General features: G+C 36.1%; 14 protein-coding genes. 9 read left to right on the forward strand and 5 right to left on the reverse strand.

The window, feature by feature from the left end:
• Positions 1–170 precede the first annotated feature (170 nt).
• The 4 genes from LI954_RS13695 to LI954_RS13705 all read right to left on the reverse strand — a co-directional run bounded on the left by LI954_RS13695 (position 171) and on the right by LI954_RS13705 (position 2,354).
• Positions 171–566 carry a hypothetical protein gene (locus LI954_RS13695; protein ID WP_229444739.1) on the reverse strand — a complete coding sequence of 132 codons (396 nt, stop codon included), beginning with the start codon at positions 564–566 and terminating at the stop codon, positions 171–173.
• Between the two features lie 293 nt (positions 567–859).
• The gene (locus tag LI954_RS16150) at positions 860–988 is read right to left on the reverse strand and encodes a hypothetical protein (protein ID WP_267491503.1); all 129 of its coding nucleotides are present in this window, start codon (positions 986–988) and stop codon (positions 860–862) included.
• Positions 989–1,541: 553 nt separating this feature from the next.
• On the reverse strand, positions 1,542–1,718 hold the full coding sequence (locus LI954_RS13700) for a plasmid recombination protein (protein ID WP_229444740.1): 177 nt from the start codon (positions 1,716–1,718) through the stop codon (positions 1,542–1,544).
• 267 nt (positions 1,719–1,985) lie between these two features.
• Positions 1,986–2,354: a hypothetical protein gene (locus LI954_RS13705; RefSeq protein WP_229444741.1), complete on the reverse strand. Its 369-nt coding sequence runs from the start codon at positions 2,352–2,354 to the stop codon at positions 1,986–1,988.
• A 134-nt stretch (positions 2,355–2,488) separates the two neighbouring features.
• On the opposite strand from LI954_RS13705, the gene LI954_RS13710 reads away from it, so the two are divergent.
• The gene (locus LI954_RS13710) at positions 2,489–3,184 is read left to right on the forward strand and encodes an ABC transporter ATP-binding protein (RefSeq protein ID WP_229444742.1); all 696 of its coding nucleotides are present in this window, start codon (positions 2,489–2,491) and stop codon (positions 3,182–3,184) included.
• Complete coding sequence (locus LI954_RS13715) at positions 3,185–4,321, forward strand: hypothetical protein (RefSeq protein ID WP_229444743.1); 1,137 nt, start codon at positions 3,185–3,187, stop codon at positions 4,319–4,321.
• 1,141 nt (positions 4,322–5,462) lie between these two features.
• On the opposite strand, the gene LI954_RS13720 is transcribed toward LI954_RS13715, so the two are convergent.
• Positions 5,463–5,861 (reverse strand): VOC family protein, encoded by a 399-nt coding sequence (locus LI954_RS13720; RefSeq protein ID WP_202068777.1) that lies wholly within the window; start codon positions 5,859–5,861, stop codon positions 5,463–5,465.
• A gap of 487 nt (positions 5,862–6,348) precedes the next feature.
• On the opposite strand from LI954_RS13720, the gene LI954_RS13725 reads away from it, so the two are divergent.
• From LI954_RS13725 to LI954_RS13755, 7 genes are all read left to right on the forward strand, one after another.
• Positions 6,349–8,010, forward strand: a complete 1,662-nt coding sequence (locus LI954_RS13725; protein WP_229444744.1) for a MutS-related protein — start codon at positions 6,349–6,351, stop codon at positions 8,008–8,010.
• A gap of 517 nt (positions 8,011–8,527) precedes the next feature.
• On the forward strand, positions 8,528–9,142 hold the full coding sequence (locus tag LI954_RS13730; protein ID WP_229441913.1) for a MarR family winged helix-turn-helix transcriptional regulator: 615 nt from the start codon (positions 8,528–8,530) through the stop codon (positions 9,140–9,142).
• Positions 9,143–10,221: 1,079 nt separating this feature from the next.
• A complete protein-coding gene (locus LI954_RS13735; protein WP_229444745.1) occupies positions 10,222–11,559 on the forward strand; it encodes an FAD-dependent oxidoreductase in 1,338 nt (445 codons plus the stop codon).
• Entirely contained in the window at positions 11,549–13,027 is a 1,479-nt protein-coding gene (locus LI954_RS13740) for a helix-turn-helix domain-containing protein (protein WP_229444746.1), read from the forward strand. Before LI954_RS13735 ends, LI954_RS13740 begins: the two co-directional genes overlap by 11 nt.
• 476 nt (positions 13,028–13,503) lie before the next feature.
• Positions 13,504–15,012: a glycerol kinase GlpK gene (glpK, locus tag LI954_RS13745; RefSeq protein WP_229444747.1), complete on the forward strand. Its 1,509-nt coding sequence runs from the start codon at positions 13,504–13,506 to the stop codon at positions 15,010–15,012.
• A 15-nt stretch (positions 15,013–15,027) separates the two neighbouring features.
• Complete coding sequence (glpO, locus tag LI954_RS13750; protein ID WP_229444748.1) at positions 15,028–16,899, forward strand: type 1 glycerol-3-phosphate oxidase; 1,872 nt, start codon at positions 15,028–15,030, stop codon at positions 16,897–16,899.
• Positions 16,865–17,584 (forward strand): MIP/aquaporin family protein, encoded by a 720-nt coding sequence (locus LI954_RS13755; protein WP_229444749.1) that lies wholly within the window; start codon positions 16,865–16,867, stop codon positions 17,582–17,584. Before glpO ends, LI954_RS13755 begins: the two co-directional genes overlap by 35 nt.
• Positions 17,585–17,717: the final 133 nt, after the last annotated feature.

Here is a 17,717-nt window from a genome sequence, read left to right on the forward strand (position 1 = left end):
ATTAGCAATATAATAAAAGGGACTGCATTTTTTTTTATATCAAACAATACATTCAGAAATGGAGAAAGCGTAGATATCTGTACTCTTGGTAAAGCAGGATACAGAAAGATTGCTAAATAAATATGAAAATAAAGATGGTCTCTTTTCTCTGTCATAATAACGCCCCCTGTCTAATAGACTAATCTGTGCTGTTCTTCAACACTATTATGCTTAGTAGATACAGTTCGTATATATCTATTACTGTATTTGTCGTATAGATCATATTGAGCTGTATACGATACATTTCTACGGAAAACATTATATCTTCTGCTAACAGTTACTCCCCACTGACTAACTGCAAAATTAACTGTATGTGAATAATACCATCCAGAAGTCACTCGATAATTAGTCGTTCGATGATTTTTAGCAATATAACCTCCAGTTCTTAAAGAAATTTCTGGTCCAGAAAATGCAGACAATTCTGGCGTAGAATATTCTGCAGCCAAAGCTGTTCCCGCCGGTGCTAGGGATGTCAAAATAACTCCTAAACTAAAACAAGTTACCATTTTCACAAAATGCTTTTTCATAATAAAACCCCCCTTAATTCTATATTTTTGTTTCCAAATTAAAGCTAGCATGAGTTTCTCTATTAGTCAATATATCGTTGTTACTTCATGTTATTGATAATTACGTTAAACGCTTTCATATAGTGTTCAAAATTTGAAAAATATTAATAAAAATAAGAAAGTTCATTCTTTTTGAAAATTTTTAATTATTTGTATTTTAGTCGAATTGTTACGGTTGTTAAAAATCAGTATTTATTGTGGAATAGTTGTAAAAAATAGAGAGCCCGTTTTACTTAAAGAGTAGCGGACAATTATCATCTCGTAGCGCCTATTTTTGACCTTGAAACCATTGATAAATATTCTGATGTATTTACTAATAAAATCCCATTATCTGATTCAATCTGGCTATTATCTACTTTTATTTTTAATGCCAGCTTATTCACTGAAAGTATCTCCCCTCTAATCTTCCTTGGTGGAATTTCTTCAACGGGTGCAGGTGTTTCAGCTTGTTCATTTTGTTTTTCATTCTTCGTACAACTTACCCTAAATCCCCAAATAACCAAAATTAATAATACAAAAAATTTTTTTTAATGATACCAACTCTTCTATCATTGCTTTTGATCTGGAAATAAAAGTTATCACAGGGTACATCTTTTGGTAAAGGACATTCATGTCTTTTAGCGATATTAGTTTTTAAATAGAAAAGAACCGTGAACAGCGCCGTAGCTTATGAGAAATTTTCTTTGTCATTTTGAATGCCATCAGTAAAATACTTGTTGATAGTCCATGACAGATGATTAGTAAATTTTATTTTTGCTAGTATAAAATACTGTTTAATTTGATGATATCTAGCGACCGAAATACCGCGAAACTAAATAAGTTTATTATTTATCGGCTCAATCCCTTTCCGCACATAGGATTGATTACATAACAACTTATTTAACTACGATTAATGGTTCATATATTGAGTATGACGTTCAATGACTCACTTTTTTGTTATCTTGTTATGATAATCGGTATCTTTTTATGAGCGGTTAATTCATAGTTATTGGCACTTTTGGATGCATCAATTTCTTTGTTATTGTGAGGGGACATTTTCCGATCGTTATGATTTTGTATTCCCTGAAGAGTTCCGTCTTTACGTTTTTCTTTTTGAATACTAACGTAAGTCATAAAATTTTTTCCTCCCCTGTTCGATTCATCCACCTTGCCATAAACGGGAGCGATGTCCAAGTAAAGAGTAATGCGCTTTATTAACGTAAAGAATATACTTTGCTGAGGAGGGCTATTTCTACAGTTGTAAAAATGACCCACCTATTTTTTTAATAAAAACCCGATCTATTCAGCATGAAAATCCTTCTATCACCAAAAATAACTTAGTTAGTTTTGGTGTGGATTAAATTGCTAACGATTCTCTATCTTCAGAAAATTTTGTCTCTTTTACCATACTCTATAATTTTGAGCAAATTTGTGTTCTAAGGTGAGCCAATTAGAATTGCTGGTCGTTCCTAGGTGAGTCCATCCACTTGCAGCATATCCATTCTGAACATTAATAGTTCCGTAGATATACCCATGTAGGTTAGGAGCCCAATTCCCTGTTAATCTAGTTTGATACTGATGGAAATATCTCAATACTGTAGTAACATATGCTCTAGTTTTTGGGTTGACAGACTGACTGCCAATTTCTGTTTGCAGCTCTATTAAAGCATCATTCTGAATAACTTCTTCAGCATTAACTGATGAAACAAACAACAAACTGCTTCCCAACAAAATTGTTACAATAAAGCCATAAATAAGATTCTTTTTCATTTTTTAAACCTCCAACTATATGTTTTTTTGTTAATTCATGATAACATATTATTATCAATAATAAAAGTTTTGTTAATTTAATTTAATATTACATTTAAAATGAATGGAATTTCTAATTTTAAGGAGGAACAGTTTTGGAAGAATTAATAACAATTAGTAATCTTCATGTAAAGATAAAAAAAGAAATGATAATAAGCAACTTATCTCTGAGTTTGAAAAAAAACTCCATAAATTGTGTTGTAGCTCCAAATGGAATGGGAAAAACAACTCTTTTTAAATCATTAGTTAATATTATTCCAATTGAATCAGGTGAAATAAAGATAAATTCGGAGACTTTGAAAAATAGAAGAAAGTTCAACAAAAATATATTTTTTTTAGAAACTTTGGATCAATTATTCTCTAACTTAACAGTCTATGAAAACATGTTGTTCATAGCAAAATTATGGGAATATAAATCTGATTTAGAAAATATTATTGATTTGGTCGGTGTAGAAAGTTATAAAAATAAAAAAATAAAGCATCTTTCTTTAGGCATGAAGCAAAAAGCTTTAATAGCTGTCGCTATTTCTAGTGGAGCGAGGTTCATTATTTTTGATGAACCAATAAATGGGTTAGACATTGAAAATATCGAAAATATAGCTACTATTTTCTTAACTCTAAAGAGTGCAGGGAAAACTATATTATTGTCCTCTCATAACATTTTTGAAATAAGTAAACTATGTGACAATATTTACTTCTTAAATAATGGTGTTCTGAAAACAGCTCCTTTAGATTATGAATTGTTAAAAGAAGAATACAATGAATTATATGTAACTAAAAGGAGAGACTAAATGTTAAAATTTGAACTAATAAAAATATATAGAGAGAAAACAATATACATATTGTTTTCCATGTTGTTATTTGTTATATGTGTGCCATTATTTTTAGGGAATGCTCAATTTGATTATTTAAAATATTATGAAAACAACTACAATGCAAATTTAACAACTCTCGAAAATATAAAGAATGATCCTACAGCAGCAGAAACAGTTGAGGATATAAAGGAAGTAAACGGCTATTTAAAAGAGCTTGTTGAATCCATGAAAAAAAAGGATACTAAGAACATATTAAAAAATGAACTCAATTTTGAAAAGAAAAATCTAGAAGATATGGAAGCAGGTAAACTGCATGCAGGTTCATTAATTGATAAAAAAATTACGGTTGCTATACTTGAGTATCTAAAAAATAATGATATGGATAAAAAAAGTGACGATACAAAAAAATTAGAAGGAATACAGTATCTAAATCTGATAGTATCTACACCGCAATTAATGCTAATTATACTGATTTTAATTTGTTTCCATGTAGCATATGTATTTAATTTAGACTACAGAAAAAATAATTTTATACTATATTGTATATCTCCTAATTCGTATTTAAAAACGTATTTTACCAAATTTTTAGCAAATATAATATCTAGTTTTGTTAACGTAACAGGATCATTTTTAATTATTCTGACTATTCTATCTATAAAAAATGGAATAGGAGAATTGAACTACCCTGTTCCAACTATACAAAATAATACAGATATAAAGCTTATATCTACAGGGGAGTTTGTATTCAAAGCAGTACTTTTTCTATTTCTATTTTTGGTATTTATTAATTTATTCGGATTGTTGTTATCAATCTTATCGGATAATTTAATACTAAATATATCTGTTTTGATATTTCCGTTAATTTTTGGTCAATATGAAGTAATAAATGCTTTTGTAAGCGATAAGTTTAAACATTTTATCCTACTGAGTTACATTGATATAGCTCATATTCTATCAGGCGGAAGCAGCATGAAGCCTCTTACTAGCCCAATGCTAACGTATGAGAACGGAATGATAGTATTGATAATAAATATTGTCGTATTTTTATTTGTCGCTATAGGCATTTTACTAATTCCTTCACGAAAATTAATGGTTAGAAAATTAATGAAATAAGTGGATTCACTAGAAAATGGAAGAGATTCGTCGCAAAATACTTGGGAAATACCAGTCACAGCTAGTACGACAGGTAACGATCTCAAGGTCAATGAAAGGGGATAGGCTGTTGGGGGATTCCAACAGTCATAGACCGAGTAACCCAACAAGTGATTGCACAAGTACTAACTTCAATTTTTGAAATAAGGTTTCATCTAAACAGCTGTGGATGTATATTTGGAAACAATGGAAAACGCCCAAAAACAGACGAAAGAGTTTAATCAAACTGGGAATGGATAAAAATTAGGCTTATAGAATTAGCTATTCAAGAAAAGCAGCAGAAAGAATAGCCAATTCATGGGTGGTGTTGTGTACAACAATCACTAATTGTAGACTGGAACGCTTCGGTTTATTGCCAGTAGTCACACAGTATCAAAAAGTATATGTGATATAAAGTTGAACCACCGTATACGAGAGCCGTGTGTCAGACTGTTTAACAAATACTTCAACATAAAAAATCTATTTTCGATTTTACTCAATCATAGTTCCAAATGACATCAGAATAACAAAAAATAAAAGCTTCAGGATCATTGGGTTGCCAACAACCTTACGATTTCTGAAACTTTCTTTATATTTATCAATCGTTTGAAGTTGTAAACGAGACCAAGTAGAATTGTCTCTGAGTCAACAGAATTCAGTTCTTTAAGTAAACAGGAAAATGTCTGTATTACTTTTTTATCCCTGTACGGTTATATGGCTGCTGTCCAGGATTTTGTTTTAATACTCCATGATGCCATCTAAGATAAGCAAAGTCATTCAACGAGAGCATCGACAGCTCGAACTGGATTTTCACTATCAATGATTTCATCAAATGAGAATAACTGAAACCTTATTTGTTCTCTTGAGCAGCTTTGAACAGTGCTCATTTGAGTAAACTCCCCTAGTTATCCCAATTATAACATCAACGGAGTTACTTGTTAGATAGTCTGACGTGTGGCGATTTGTCGATTAATGATTAGCCTTCTATTCGATCGTTTTAAATGTAAAAGTACTTTGCAATTTTTAGAAGTATATTTTTTTGTGTCTGTACAATTAAAACAACGTAGGATAAAATGAATCATCCCACGTTGTTGTTCTTCTTGATACTAAAAGACAGTATTCATCACATCGCCATCCACGACGGCTCCAATGTATTTCCGTCTGGATCCTGTACTTCCAGTCCATACATTTGTTCTTCTGGAATGCCCATGTCTACTCGATAGAAATCACCACCGTTTGCTTTTGCTGTTTCGCCAAATTTTTTCACAGCTTCTGCACTTTCTAAACTAAATGCAGTCAGAACACTGCTGGTAGTTTTTGTATCTGCAATTTTTTTACCATTGATAAACTTACTGTAAAAATCATGGTTAAGAAGCATAATCCAAAAATTATCATCCCAAACCATAGCACTCGCTTCTTCTGTTGAGAAATCTTTATTTTGTGTGAATCCCAATTTTTGATAGAATTCAGTGGAGCGTTGTACATCAGTTACAGGAAAATTCACAAAAACCATTGTTGCCATAAAAAACCTCCGCTTTTCATTTTGGGCAGTTCAAAATATATTCTAAAAAATGCTCTGAAAACCTAACAGCAATGCAGTTTTCATCTGCTTTGACACTTCATCCTCGTGTCAAAGAACAGCTGTTATCTAAGGCAGTGAAACGAACAATTTACAGTGAGCATCATTAAGCTAAGCCTGTTGTTCTGACGCACTTTTTTACTGTACTTTTTTCTTCAGCACGATCGATGTTGAAGGCTAGCTGTCAAGTGCACTGATTATTCAGTACAGAGTTTTCATAGATTATTTTGAGTTACCTTTATTTTGTTTATTAGGAGAAAAGAATCTCATTATGGTACTTTTTTGTCAAGAATAAGGTTCTGAATGAATAAGGATAATTGCAAATATCATTTAATTATCAGTAAAACATGCTTTTTCGGTTATGTATAACCCGATTTCACGAAAATAATGAATAGTGGTACACTTAAAAGGAATTGAAAGGAATGGTTAAATGGATAAGCGTGTATTGTTAGGGATTGGCGCTATTCTGGCTGTTGTACTCTTGATTATAATGATCGAGCTTTTTTCACAGCATAAACTTAAACTGAGAATTAGATATCAGTGGGGGAAAAAGCCGGCTTGGAGCCGTTTGGATAATGAATACAGCCTAAAAGAAGCATGGCATTCTGCTCAAACCTATCAAAAAGCGGACAGCATAGTAGATGATATTACTTGGAATGATTTAGATATGTTGGAAGTCTTTGAAGCAGTTAATGCAACCTATTCCAGTGTGGGGTCAGAAGCATTGTATCAGCAGCTTAGAAGCTTTGATTTTAACAGTCAGTCGGCTGAAAAAATGGAACAGCTGATCACTTTTTATCAAAACAATCCTGAGATGCGTGAGAAAATACAATTTAAATTTGCGCAGCTGGGAAAGAAAGATAATAATTTTGTGAAACATTATTTATCAACAACAGAAGGGAAGGAATTGCCTCATTTTTATCTATATATGTTGTTAGGGCTGCTGCCCTTCACAGGTCTTCTCTTCTTGAGTTTTGGACAAGTTTTTGGTGCGGCTGTTTCACTTGGCAGTATCTGCTTTAATACTGTTTATTATTTAATCAAAAAGGAACGGATGGAAATGGAACTGAGCAGTCTCCGTTACTTTGTTCGTACACTTGGGATAGCCAAAGATTTAAGCAAGCTGGAAACACCCGTTCAAAAAAAGCTGAAAGAAAATCTCAGTCCGCTGAAAAAGATTTTGTTCGTTGGCTTCTCTTTTAGAGTAAAATCCAATTCCGAAGCTGAAATTATCTTTGACTATGTCAATATGGCTTTAATGCTGCCGTTTATTTCCTATAATTTTGTATTGAAGCGATTGGCCAGACATCGTTCAGAAGCAATAATGTTATGGGATATTCTTGGAAAAATGGAAATGGCATATGCTGTACTGAACTTCCGTTTATTTATGCCTGCAGTCTGTCAGCCTGAATTTGCCAGAGGAGGTATAACTGCGACGAACAATTACCATTCTTTATTATATGTCAATGCAGTTGCCAATCCTATTGATTGGGAGCATAATACGCTAGTTACCGGTTCTAATGCTTCTGGAAAATCAACGTATGTAAAAAGTATTGCAATTAACTGCATTTTAGCCCAGACAATACAAACTGTAACGGCAGACAGCTTTAAGATGGAGAGAGGACATGTTTTAACATCAATAGCGATTGAAGACAATATATTTGAAGGCGACAGCTATTTTGTAGCAGAAATCAAATCAATCAAACGAGTGTTGGATCAGGTTGAACATGGAGAACGTAATTACTGTTTCATTGATGAAATACTCAAAGGCACCAATACGATTGAACGGATTGCTGCTTCAGCCAGCATTATTAACTGGCTGAAGCAATACCCTTCTCTGGCCTTTGTGGCGACCCATGATATAGAGCTGACCGAAATCTTAAAGCATTCCTGTGAAAATGTACATTTTGAAGAACGTGTGGAAGAAGAGGGAATTACATTTGATTACGAATTAAAAGCAGGACCGGCAACAACACGAAATGCTTTGCAGCTGCTGCAGGTTATGAATTATCCTGATGAGATAGTAACAGCAGCCAAAGAAGAAGCTCAGTTTTTTGATGATTACAGGACCTGGAAGATTTTGAACAGCTGAATATTTCTAAAGAATTTGTGGTGAGTAAGAAAATGATTGAGCCTCTTCAAAACTTGAACGGGGAATGTTTATTTCGTAAGAGTTACCTTTGCTGCTAAGCTGGGTGAACCGTTATGATTTATCAAAAATGCCGGAAAGGATTCAATGTAGACTGCTATTATTCTGTCATGGAACGAAAGATGCAAAAATTGATTACGAAGATACAGATGATCTTGAAACCAATGGTTCCGGATAAGAGTACGCTGAAAATACTCAGTTTCTGATTGGTGAAGATGAAGGACATCTGGGTTAAGGAAATCTAATGAATCAGGTCGCAGATGTTTTTGAAGAAGAATTACAAACAAAATAGAGTTTTCAAGTTACAAAGTGAGGCAAGTCTAAAAGGGCGGCCTCTTTTTATATTCTATTGAGTTAACCAAGTAAAAGTTTAAGAAAAAGATAAGGTACTTGTTTAATAAATCAGGTACCTGTATAATGATAGTTTGTAAGGTACCTTGATATTCGAATGGAGGAATGTATGATGAAAAATTTTTTTGATGATCAACTAATAAAAGACTATTTTAATTTCGAGAGAACGATGCATCAGTATTATACCTGGAAGCGAAGAGAAAAAGATGGGGATGGAATTTCAGTTAAAGAGCAGCGAAGACTGTTAAGCTTGTTGACGATACAGCCGCAAATGAATAAGAGAGAAGTTGGTTTTCTTCTTGGAATGCATCCAAAATGGCTGAATCAGCTTTTACAGCATTTGAGTGAAAAAGGCAAGGTTATAGTAGAGGTATCTAAAAAAGATTCAACAGCTGCTGAGATTACACTGACTGAAGCTGGGAGAAAAGAAGTTGCGAAAATGGATGAAGAAAAGAAAACATCCGTATTTGATATCTTGTCGGATGAAGAAAAAAGTCAGTTCCAATCAATAATCGGAAAAATTACAAGAGAACTTGATGAAGAGCTTCCGGAAGATGCGAAGAAGTTTTTTAAGCATAATGGATATGGTCGAAGAGGATTCGGAGGGAAAGGCAGAAAGGGCAGATTCCATCATTTTGATTGTCAACATGATGGCAGACCAAAAGAGCATCCTGTACACGGACCTGAGTTTGAAGGTTTTGGATTATTTGAAGATAGAGCTTGAAGAAAAGAAGCGAGTAAGCAGGATATTCAATTGAGCAATAATGTGTCAAGATAGCTGTAGTGCAGGATATGCGATTTACAGAGACTTGGAAATAATTACTACTTAACTGAAGAGCTCTGGCAAAGCAGCTCATTTCCTAATTTGTACAAAAAAGTCATGCGTCTTAGTTTTTATTTGCTCAGCTCTAAAATTTAGGATTGAAGGAGATTCAATTCAGCAGAAAACAAAAAATGGTATGAGTAGCTTGAGATCCACCCACACCATTCGCTTTTTCAAAGAGTAAGTAAACTTTATTACCTAATTTCATAGAAATATTCTACTGATGCTAGATATTTTCCTGAAAATTAGGTACAATAAAGATCGCTAGTACTTCGGTACTCGCAAAGGGCAACTTGGATAGATAGTGGCAGCTCTCTATTCAAGGCTTCATCGTCTGGTTGGCGCCAGGGGATGAAGTGCCTTTTTATTTTGTTGTTTAAAATGACCAGATCAGGTTACAGAAATCAGGATTAGGGTTGAGTATTTTCATTGGGTCGTGCTGGTGAAAACAGTTCCCGCCTGTCTGGCTTCATTCCCTGCTGCTGTAAAGAAACTCCTTCAATACAACTAGCAGGATAGAAAAAAACGGTATCAGAGCTGCTGCTCCAATACCGTCAATAGTTCACAACAAATATACATAGTTTCCGATACCTGAAATTTGGGAAAGGAGAAAAGTAAACTTCTAAAGAAAGATTTCAGGCAAAACAAAAAAACTAGTATGAAAAGCTGAAGACTACTGGCATTTGTATCGGCAGTGGCAGCTGTCTGTACAAGGCTTAAACTATCTGGTTGGCGCCAAATAGATAAGTGCCGTCTTTTATTTATATCAAGTTAAATATTTCTATCCTACGTCTTATAGTATACCTAAATAATTTGTCCTTCGCAATAAAAAAATAAAGGTTCGATTAATTTATTTGATAAATACAAATGAAAAAGAACAATTTGGAAGAAAAAACAGCTATTGTTGTTTCTTTCTTATAGTCCATTTCAGTCTGCTATGTTATCCTGATAGAAAGCGCTTTACTTTCTGGGAGGGATAATTGAAATTGAAAGTAGTTATTATAGGGGCTTCATTTGCTGGAATAGCTGCAGCCTTTGGAGTACGAAAAAAATTTAAAAGAGCAGATATATATATTATTGATCAGCAATCAGAAATAGGCTATTTACCCGGAGGATTAAATTTATTTGCCTATCATCAAATCGCCAGTTTAAAGGAAGCACGATTTATTACTGAAAGTGAATTGCAAAAAGAGAATATTCAGTTGATGCTTCAATCAAAAGTGATTAAGCTGCATACGAAAAATTATGCTTTAACTTATATTAAAAAGGGACAGGAGTATTTATTTTCATATGACAAATTGATTCTGGCTACAGGGTCCAGTCAATGGTCAGAAAAGATATCCGGCAGCAGTTCTAAAAAAGTCCTAAAATACAAATTCTTTGAAGACAGTTGTCATTCTTTGCCAATGTTGGAAAGCAGCCGGAAAGTATCTATAATAGGCGGTGGTCAGATTGGTATTGAAGCAATCGACAGTCTGTTGAAAATGGGTAAAGAAGTTTGTGTGTTTGAAAGTATGGATTATCTGTTGTTCAAATATTTCGATAAAGAAATGATTCAGCCTGTTTACAAAGAGATGTTGAAAAGAGGTGTACTGTTTCATTTCAATGAGCCTATAGATAAAATTGAGAGCCTTGAAAATGGACTGAGCATACATACAAATAAGGAAGAATACTTCAGTGATGTTGCTGTTTTTGCAATGAACGTTCGCCCTGATTTATCCTATCTTGATTCTAAAATAAAAAGACACATCGATGGAACTGTTTTGGTTGATGAGTACCTGAGGACCTCTCAAAAGGATGTTTTTGCCGCAGGAGATTGTATTCAAATCGCTCATTCAGTGTTGGGGGAATCATTTTATATTCCACTGGTAAATAATGCCGTTCGAACAGGGCTGGCTGTTTCGCAGAATTTATTAGTTCCGACAGCGGAATTTATCGGCTCAATTCGAACCATTGGAACGCGAGCTGTTGGATATTATATAGCTAGTACAGGTTTGACCGAAGAAGAAAGTCTGTTTTATCCGCAAGAAGTAGGTTCTGTTCACATAAAACAAAGAAGCAGTCTTTTTTCAGGTGAAGAAATTTCAGGGAAGCTCATTTTTGAAAGAGCCACGCATAGATTATTAGGTGCACAGCTAGTTTCAAAGGACAATATTCTCGAAAAAATCAATACTTTGGCATTGAGTATTCAAGTCGGACAATGTTTGGAGGAAGTGTATCAGAAAGAATATTTTTTCCATCCGTTTTATTCAAGTCCTTTAGACATTACAAATCTATTGGGAATAAAAGGAGTATGGGAGGAGCAGAATGAGAGTTGAATCATTACTTGATAAAAAGAAAGCTCGGGAGATTCGGCTGTTAAAGAAAGTAGTGCTGGAAGGCGGGCAAATTTCGGATGCAGCATTAATCAAGTATCTCAATATTTCCAAGGCATCGCTGGAAAATGACTTAAAGGCATTGAATTGTGGACTGAAAGTTTATGGGAATGATTGTTGTCTTTTTTATGATGGGCAGCAGATCAAGGTAGAACTGGCAGCCCATTTTAGTATGGCACGTGTAATTAATGACTATCTTCAGCAGTCACTTAAATTTCAGTTGATTGATTATTTGTTTATTCACCGGGAGTTTACAATTATCCAGTTAACAAATAAATTTATGATAAGCGAGTCCTCTCTTTTTAGAAAGATAAGAGAACTGAATGTTGTGTTAAAAGAATTTGATATTCAGATAAAGAACGGTCATTTAAAAGGAGAAGAACTTCAAATCCGCTATTTTTATTTTCAAATTTACTGGTTCCTTACCCCTTATGAAAAGCATTTAAAAGCAACTATAAACGCTCAGAATGAACGAATGATCGATTCACTTGAAAAAGGGCTGACCATAACGCTGGATCAGGATAGTCGGTTGAAGCTCAGTCTTTGGCTGACAATCAGCAAGAGGAGGCTTACAGTACCTGGAAAAATTTATCGGTTATTAAAAGAAAAATCATCAAGCTATGAAACTGATCCGATGTTTCAACAGCTGCGATCTTTTATTTTACGCTATTTCAGCCGTTACCCGCTTGAAATAGATAATGAAGAAAGTATGCTGCATTTTATATTTTTAACGAGTATGTTTGTTCTTTCGGAAGAGGATATTGAAAGGTACGGACAAATCAGAGGCAGGCGGACACCTACTTCATTGGCGGATACATTCATGTTGGAACATGCGGTTCTCTATTATCGACCTCAAAAATTTTTCCCGACACTTGAAAGAAAGATTTTTTACTATTTTTCTCAAATTCACAGCCGACTTTATTTTTTTAAAGGAGAATTGGAAATTTTTGACAAAGACAATATTTGGGAAAAAGAAGAAAAACTCTCAGGACACCATTTAATGAATTTTTCAAAAATATTACTGTCTGAAAGCTTGGATGTTTTAGGTTTGGCTTATGAAGAGAACAACAGTCTTTATGAATGGTCGCTGGTAAAGTATGTGAGTCTGCTTGCAATTATTGATTTTGAGATGATGAATGAGCTTCAAATTGGCATTGATTTGAAAATGGATCCATTATATCGTGATGCAATGACTCAGGTTTTAATCTTGAGCTTAAAAAATGTAAGCGGGGTAAGGATTGAGGAATACCGGATAAAAAAGAATTATGATTTAATTATTACTAACAGAATGGGGAGAGAAGCTTACTCATCCGGTCAGCACCTCTATGTTCTTTCAGAGCTGGGATCAGCCTATGATATTGAAAAAATCAAGAAAAAAATCAGGCAGTTATATCAAAAAAGTAATAGATAACTTGAGGTCGGAACAAAAACGATCAGCTCCGAAAATTATTAAGGAACACTATTCATAGAATGAATGGCTGAGAATTGATACACTGCGCTTCGATTACATCAACTTCCGCGTATGAAACATACGAGAGTTGACAGGCTTCACTAGGATTGCTTTAGCAGAGTAGATGAAGTCCTGTTACATACTCGGTGAAGGACTTGAATATCCTCATATTTTCAGGATCGTTCAGCTTAATTCCGAAGGAGCTGCTCCTGCGGTTACTCGTCGCAAAAAGAATTTTTGCTTTTGTACCGCCGTTTATTCGAGGTTAGATACGAAGAACGTTTGGAACTTTATTTCTGTCCCACTCTCTTTTGAATCTGGGGGAATCAAAAACTATCAACAATTTTTAAAATTAAAAAAAATATGACATTTTTAATGGAGCATTTTCTTTTATGATAGAAAAGGAAAGCGATTTCAATAAAACAGGAGGAAGCAGCATGACAGAGAAAAAATATATTATGGCAATTGATCAGGGAACAACGAGTTCGAGAGCAATTATTTTTGATAAGGCCGGCAATAAAGTCGGCAGTTCCCAAAAAGAGTTCACACAGCATTTTCCTAAAGCCGGTTGGGTGGAGCACAATGCAAATGAAATATGGAATTCAGTACAGTCAGTTATTGCAGGGGCACTGATTGAATCCGAAGTCAAACCAACAGATATCGTTGGAATCGGAATTACCAATCAGCGTGAAACGACCGTTGTCTGGGATAAAGAGACAGGTTTGCCGATTTATAATGCGATAGTCTGGCAGTCACGGCAGTCTTCGCCGATTGCTGATCAGCTGAAACAGGATGGACATGGAGAGATGATTCACAAGAAAACCGGTTTGATTATTGACGCCTACTTCTCTGCCACAAAAGTCCGCTGGATTTTGGATCATGTTGACGGCGCACAGGAACGGGCTGAAAAAGGAGAATTACTGTTTGGAACAATTGATACTTGGCTGGTGTGGAAATTAACCGGTGGTGAAACCCATGTAACGGATTATTCAAATGCAAGCAGAACGATGCTTTTCAATATTCATGAACTGGATTGGGACGAGGATATATTGAAGCTGTTGAATATTCCAAAAGCGATGCTTCCAAAAGCTGTATCAAATTCAGAAGTGTATGGGCTGACAAAGACCTATCATTTCTATGGAAGTGAGATTCCTATTTCAGGCATGGCAGGAGATCAGCAGGCTGCTTTATTCGGACAAATGGCATTTGAGCCGGGAATGGTTAAAAATACGTATGGTACAGGTTCATTTATAGTAATGAATACCGGAGAAAAACCGCAGTTGTCAGATAATAATTTATTAACTACCATCGGCTATGGAATCAATGGAAAAGTTTATTACGCATTGGAAGGAAGTATTTTCGTTGCAGGTTCAGCTGTTCAATGGTTGAGAGACGGATTGAAGATGATTCAGACTGCAGCAGAATCTGAAGCCGTAGCAGAAGCTTCTTTCAATCATAATGAGGTTTATGTAGTTCCGGCATTTACCGGTCTGGGGGCGCCTTACTGGGATTCTGATGCACGAGGGGCAGTTTTTGGTTTAACAAGAGGAACAACAAGGGAAGATTTTGTGAAAGCGACATTGCAGGCTGTGGCTTATCAGGTGAGAGATATCATTGACACGATGAAAAACGATACTGGTATTGATATACCTGTTTTAAAAGTAGATGGCGGCGCAGCCAATAATGATTTGCTTATGCAGTTTCAGGCGGATATTATGAATACTTCTGTTCAAAGAGCCCAAAATTTGGAAACAACTGCTTTGGGTGCAGCGTTTCTTGCAGGACTTGCTGTAGGCTTCTGGAAAGATTTGGATGAGCTGAAAGCATTCCATGAAGAAGGGCAGGTCTTTGAAGTGAAAATGGCTGAAGAAGAACGTGAAGACTTATATGAAGGCTGGAAACAGGCTGTAAAAGCAACACAAATGTTCAAACATAAACCAAAATAGGAAGAAGGGTGCAGGATGTCATTTTCAGCAGCCAAGAGAAAACAATATATCGAGAAAATGAAAGAAGAAATACTTGATTTACTGATTATTGGCGGCGGCATCACGGGAGCCGGTGTTGCTTTACAGGCCAGTGCTTCCGGAATGAAAACGGGACTGATTGAGATGCAGGATTTTGCTGAAGGCACATCTTCAAGATCTACAAAACTGGTGCATGGCGGTATCCGCTATCTGAAAAATTTTGATGTTGAGGTTGTTGCTGATACAGTTCAGGAACGAGCGGTTGTTCAGGCAATTGCTCCCCATATTCCCAAGCCTGATTTAATGCTCCTGCCAATTTATGATGAACCAAAAGCAACCTTCAACATGTTTTCTGTAAAGGTGGCAATGGATCTTTATGATCGGTTGGCAGGTATTCTTGGCACAAAATATGAGAACTATACATTGACAAAAGAAGAGGTGCTTGAAAGAGAACCGCAGTTGAAAAAAGAAGGATTGCTTGGAGGCGGAGTTTATCTGGATTTTCGAAACAATGATGCCCGCCTGGTTATTGAAAATATCAAGCGTGCAGCACAGGATGGCGGTTATCTGGCAAGCCGAGTTAAAGCAGTTGGTTTTTCTTTTGACAGTAATGGAAAGATTAGCGGTGTGAAGGCGGAAGATCTGCTGACGGGAGATCAGTTTGAAATAAAGGCAAAAGTTGTAATTAATGCGTCCGGACCATGGGCTGATAAAGTTCGGGGACTGGATACTGAAACGGAAATTATTCCTCAGCTTCGTCCAACGAAAGGGGTCCATCTTGTCGTTGACAGCAGTCGACTCCATGTTCCGCAGCCGACCTATTTTGATACCGGTAAAAATGACGGCAGAATGGTCTTTGTTGTTCCCAGAGAACAGAAAACGTATTTTGGCACAACAGATACAGACTATACTGGGGATTATGAGCATCCGGAAGTAACCCAGGCGGATGTTGATTATTTATTGGAAGTGGTTAATTCACGCTATCCTGAGGTAAACCTGACGATCACGGACATTGAAGCCAGCTGGGCGGGCTTAAGACCTTTGATTTCAGGAAACGGCGGATCAGATTATAATGGCGGGAATAATGGAAAGATTTCAGATGAGAGTTTTAACCAGTTAATCTCAACAGTCGAAAAGTTTCAAAAGAAGGAAATCGGACGATTGGAGGTAGAAAGTGTACTGAAACATCTGGAAGATTCATTATCGGAAAGTGAGAATAATCCGTCTGCTGTTTCCAGAGGCAGTTTGCTGGAACGATCCGAAGAAGGTCTGCTGACGTTATCAGGGGGGAAAATAACGGATTACAGAAAAATGGCTGAAGGAGCGATGAGAGAAATTCAGCATATTCTAAAAGAAGAATATGGCAGCGTTTTCAAGTTGGTTGATTCTAAGAACTACCCTGTTTCAGGCGGAGAAATTTCATCGGCAAATGTCGAGGAAGAACTAAAACAACTGGCAGCTAAAGGTACAGCTAAAGGATTAAGTGAGGAAGAAGCTTCATACCTGGCTCATTTATATGGATCAAATGTTGTCTGGCTGTTTGACCGCATCGATGAAATAGAACCTGCTGAATACCTGACATTGGCAGAAACATTGGGCTTATACTATGCACTTGAAGAAGAAATGACGCTGACGCCGGAAGATTATCTGGTTCGCAGAACAAACCATCTTCTGTTCATGAGAGATTCGCTGGATCAGGTGAAAGAAGGAGTTGTTACAGCGATGGCCGGTTATTATCACTGGACAGGTGCAGAGACAAAGGAGTATCAGGAAAAATTGAATAAAACGATTGCTAAATCTGATTTGGCTGAGCTGAAAGGCAGGGGACATCAAAATGGACACATTCAACATGACACAAATATTCAGTGAATTTTTGGGAACACTTATTTTAGTACTTTTAGGTGACGGTGTATGTGCAGCCGTCAATTTGAAAAAAAGTAAAGCGGAAGCTTCCGGTTGGGTTGTCATTGCTTTGGGCTGGGGAGCAGCTGTAACAATAGCTGTTTATATCTCAGGATTTATGGGACCGGCGCATTTGAATCCGGCAGTAACCATTGCAATGGCTGTAGTAGGAAATTTTGAATGGGGAGCGGTCATTCCATTTGCTATTGCTCAAGTGGCTGGTGCTTTGACTGGCGCAATTTTAGTTTGGCTGGCTTATTTGCCGCACTGGAAAGAGACAGAAGATAAGGGTGCTGTTTTAGGGACGTTTGCTACAGGGCCGGCAATTCGTAATTATCCGGCAAATGTAGTGACTGAAGCTATCGGTACAATTGTTCTGATCCTTGGGCTGCTTGCATTTTCTCAACACACATTCGCTGACGGAGTGAATCCATTTGTCGTTGGGATTCTAATCGTATCCATTGGACTTTCACTTGGAGGTCCTACGGGTTATGCTATTAACCCTGCAAGAGATTTGGGACCGCGTATTGCTCATCAAATACTGCCGATTGCAGCAAAAGGAGAATCAGATTGGGGATACTCATGGGTTCCAATTATTGGTCCGATTCTTGGAGCTGTGGTTGCCGGTGGAATCTGGATGGTCATGATCTAGCCTGCATTATAATCGAGTATAAGGGTTGGAACGGAATCTGTTTCTGTTCTGACCTTTATTTGTTTTTACCGGAAAATGAGTTTGAAGATCCATGAACTGTTATGAGTAAAAGATTTAAAGTTGTTCAGCTTTC

The organism is Enterococcus sp. CWB-B31, assembly GCF_020567645.1.
Classification (GTDB): domain Bacteria; phylum Bacillota; class Bacilli; order Lactobacillales; family Enterococcaceae; genus Enterococcus_L.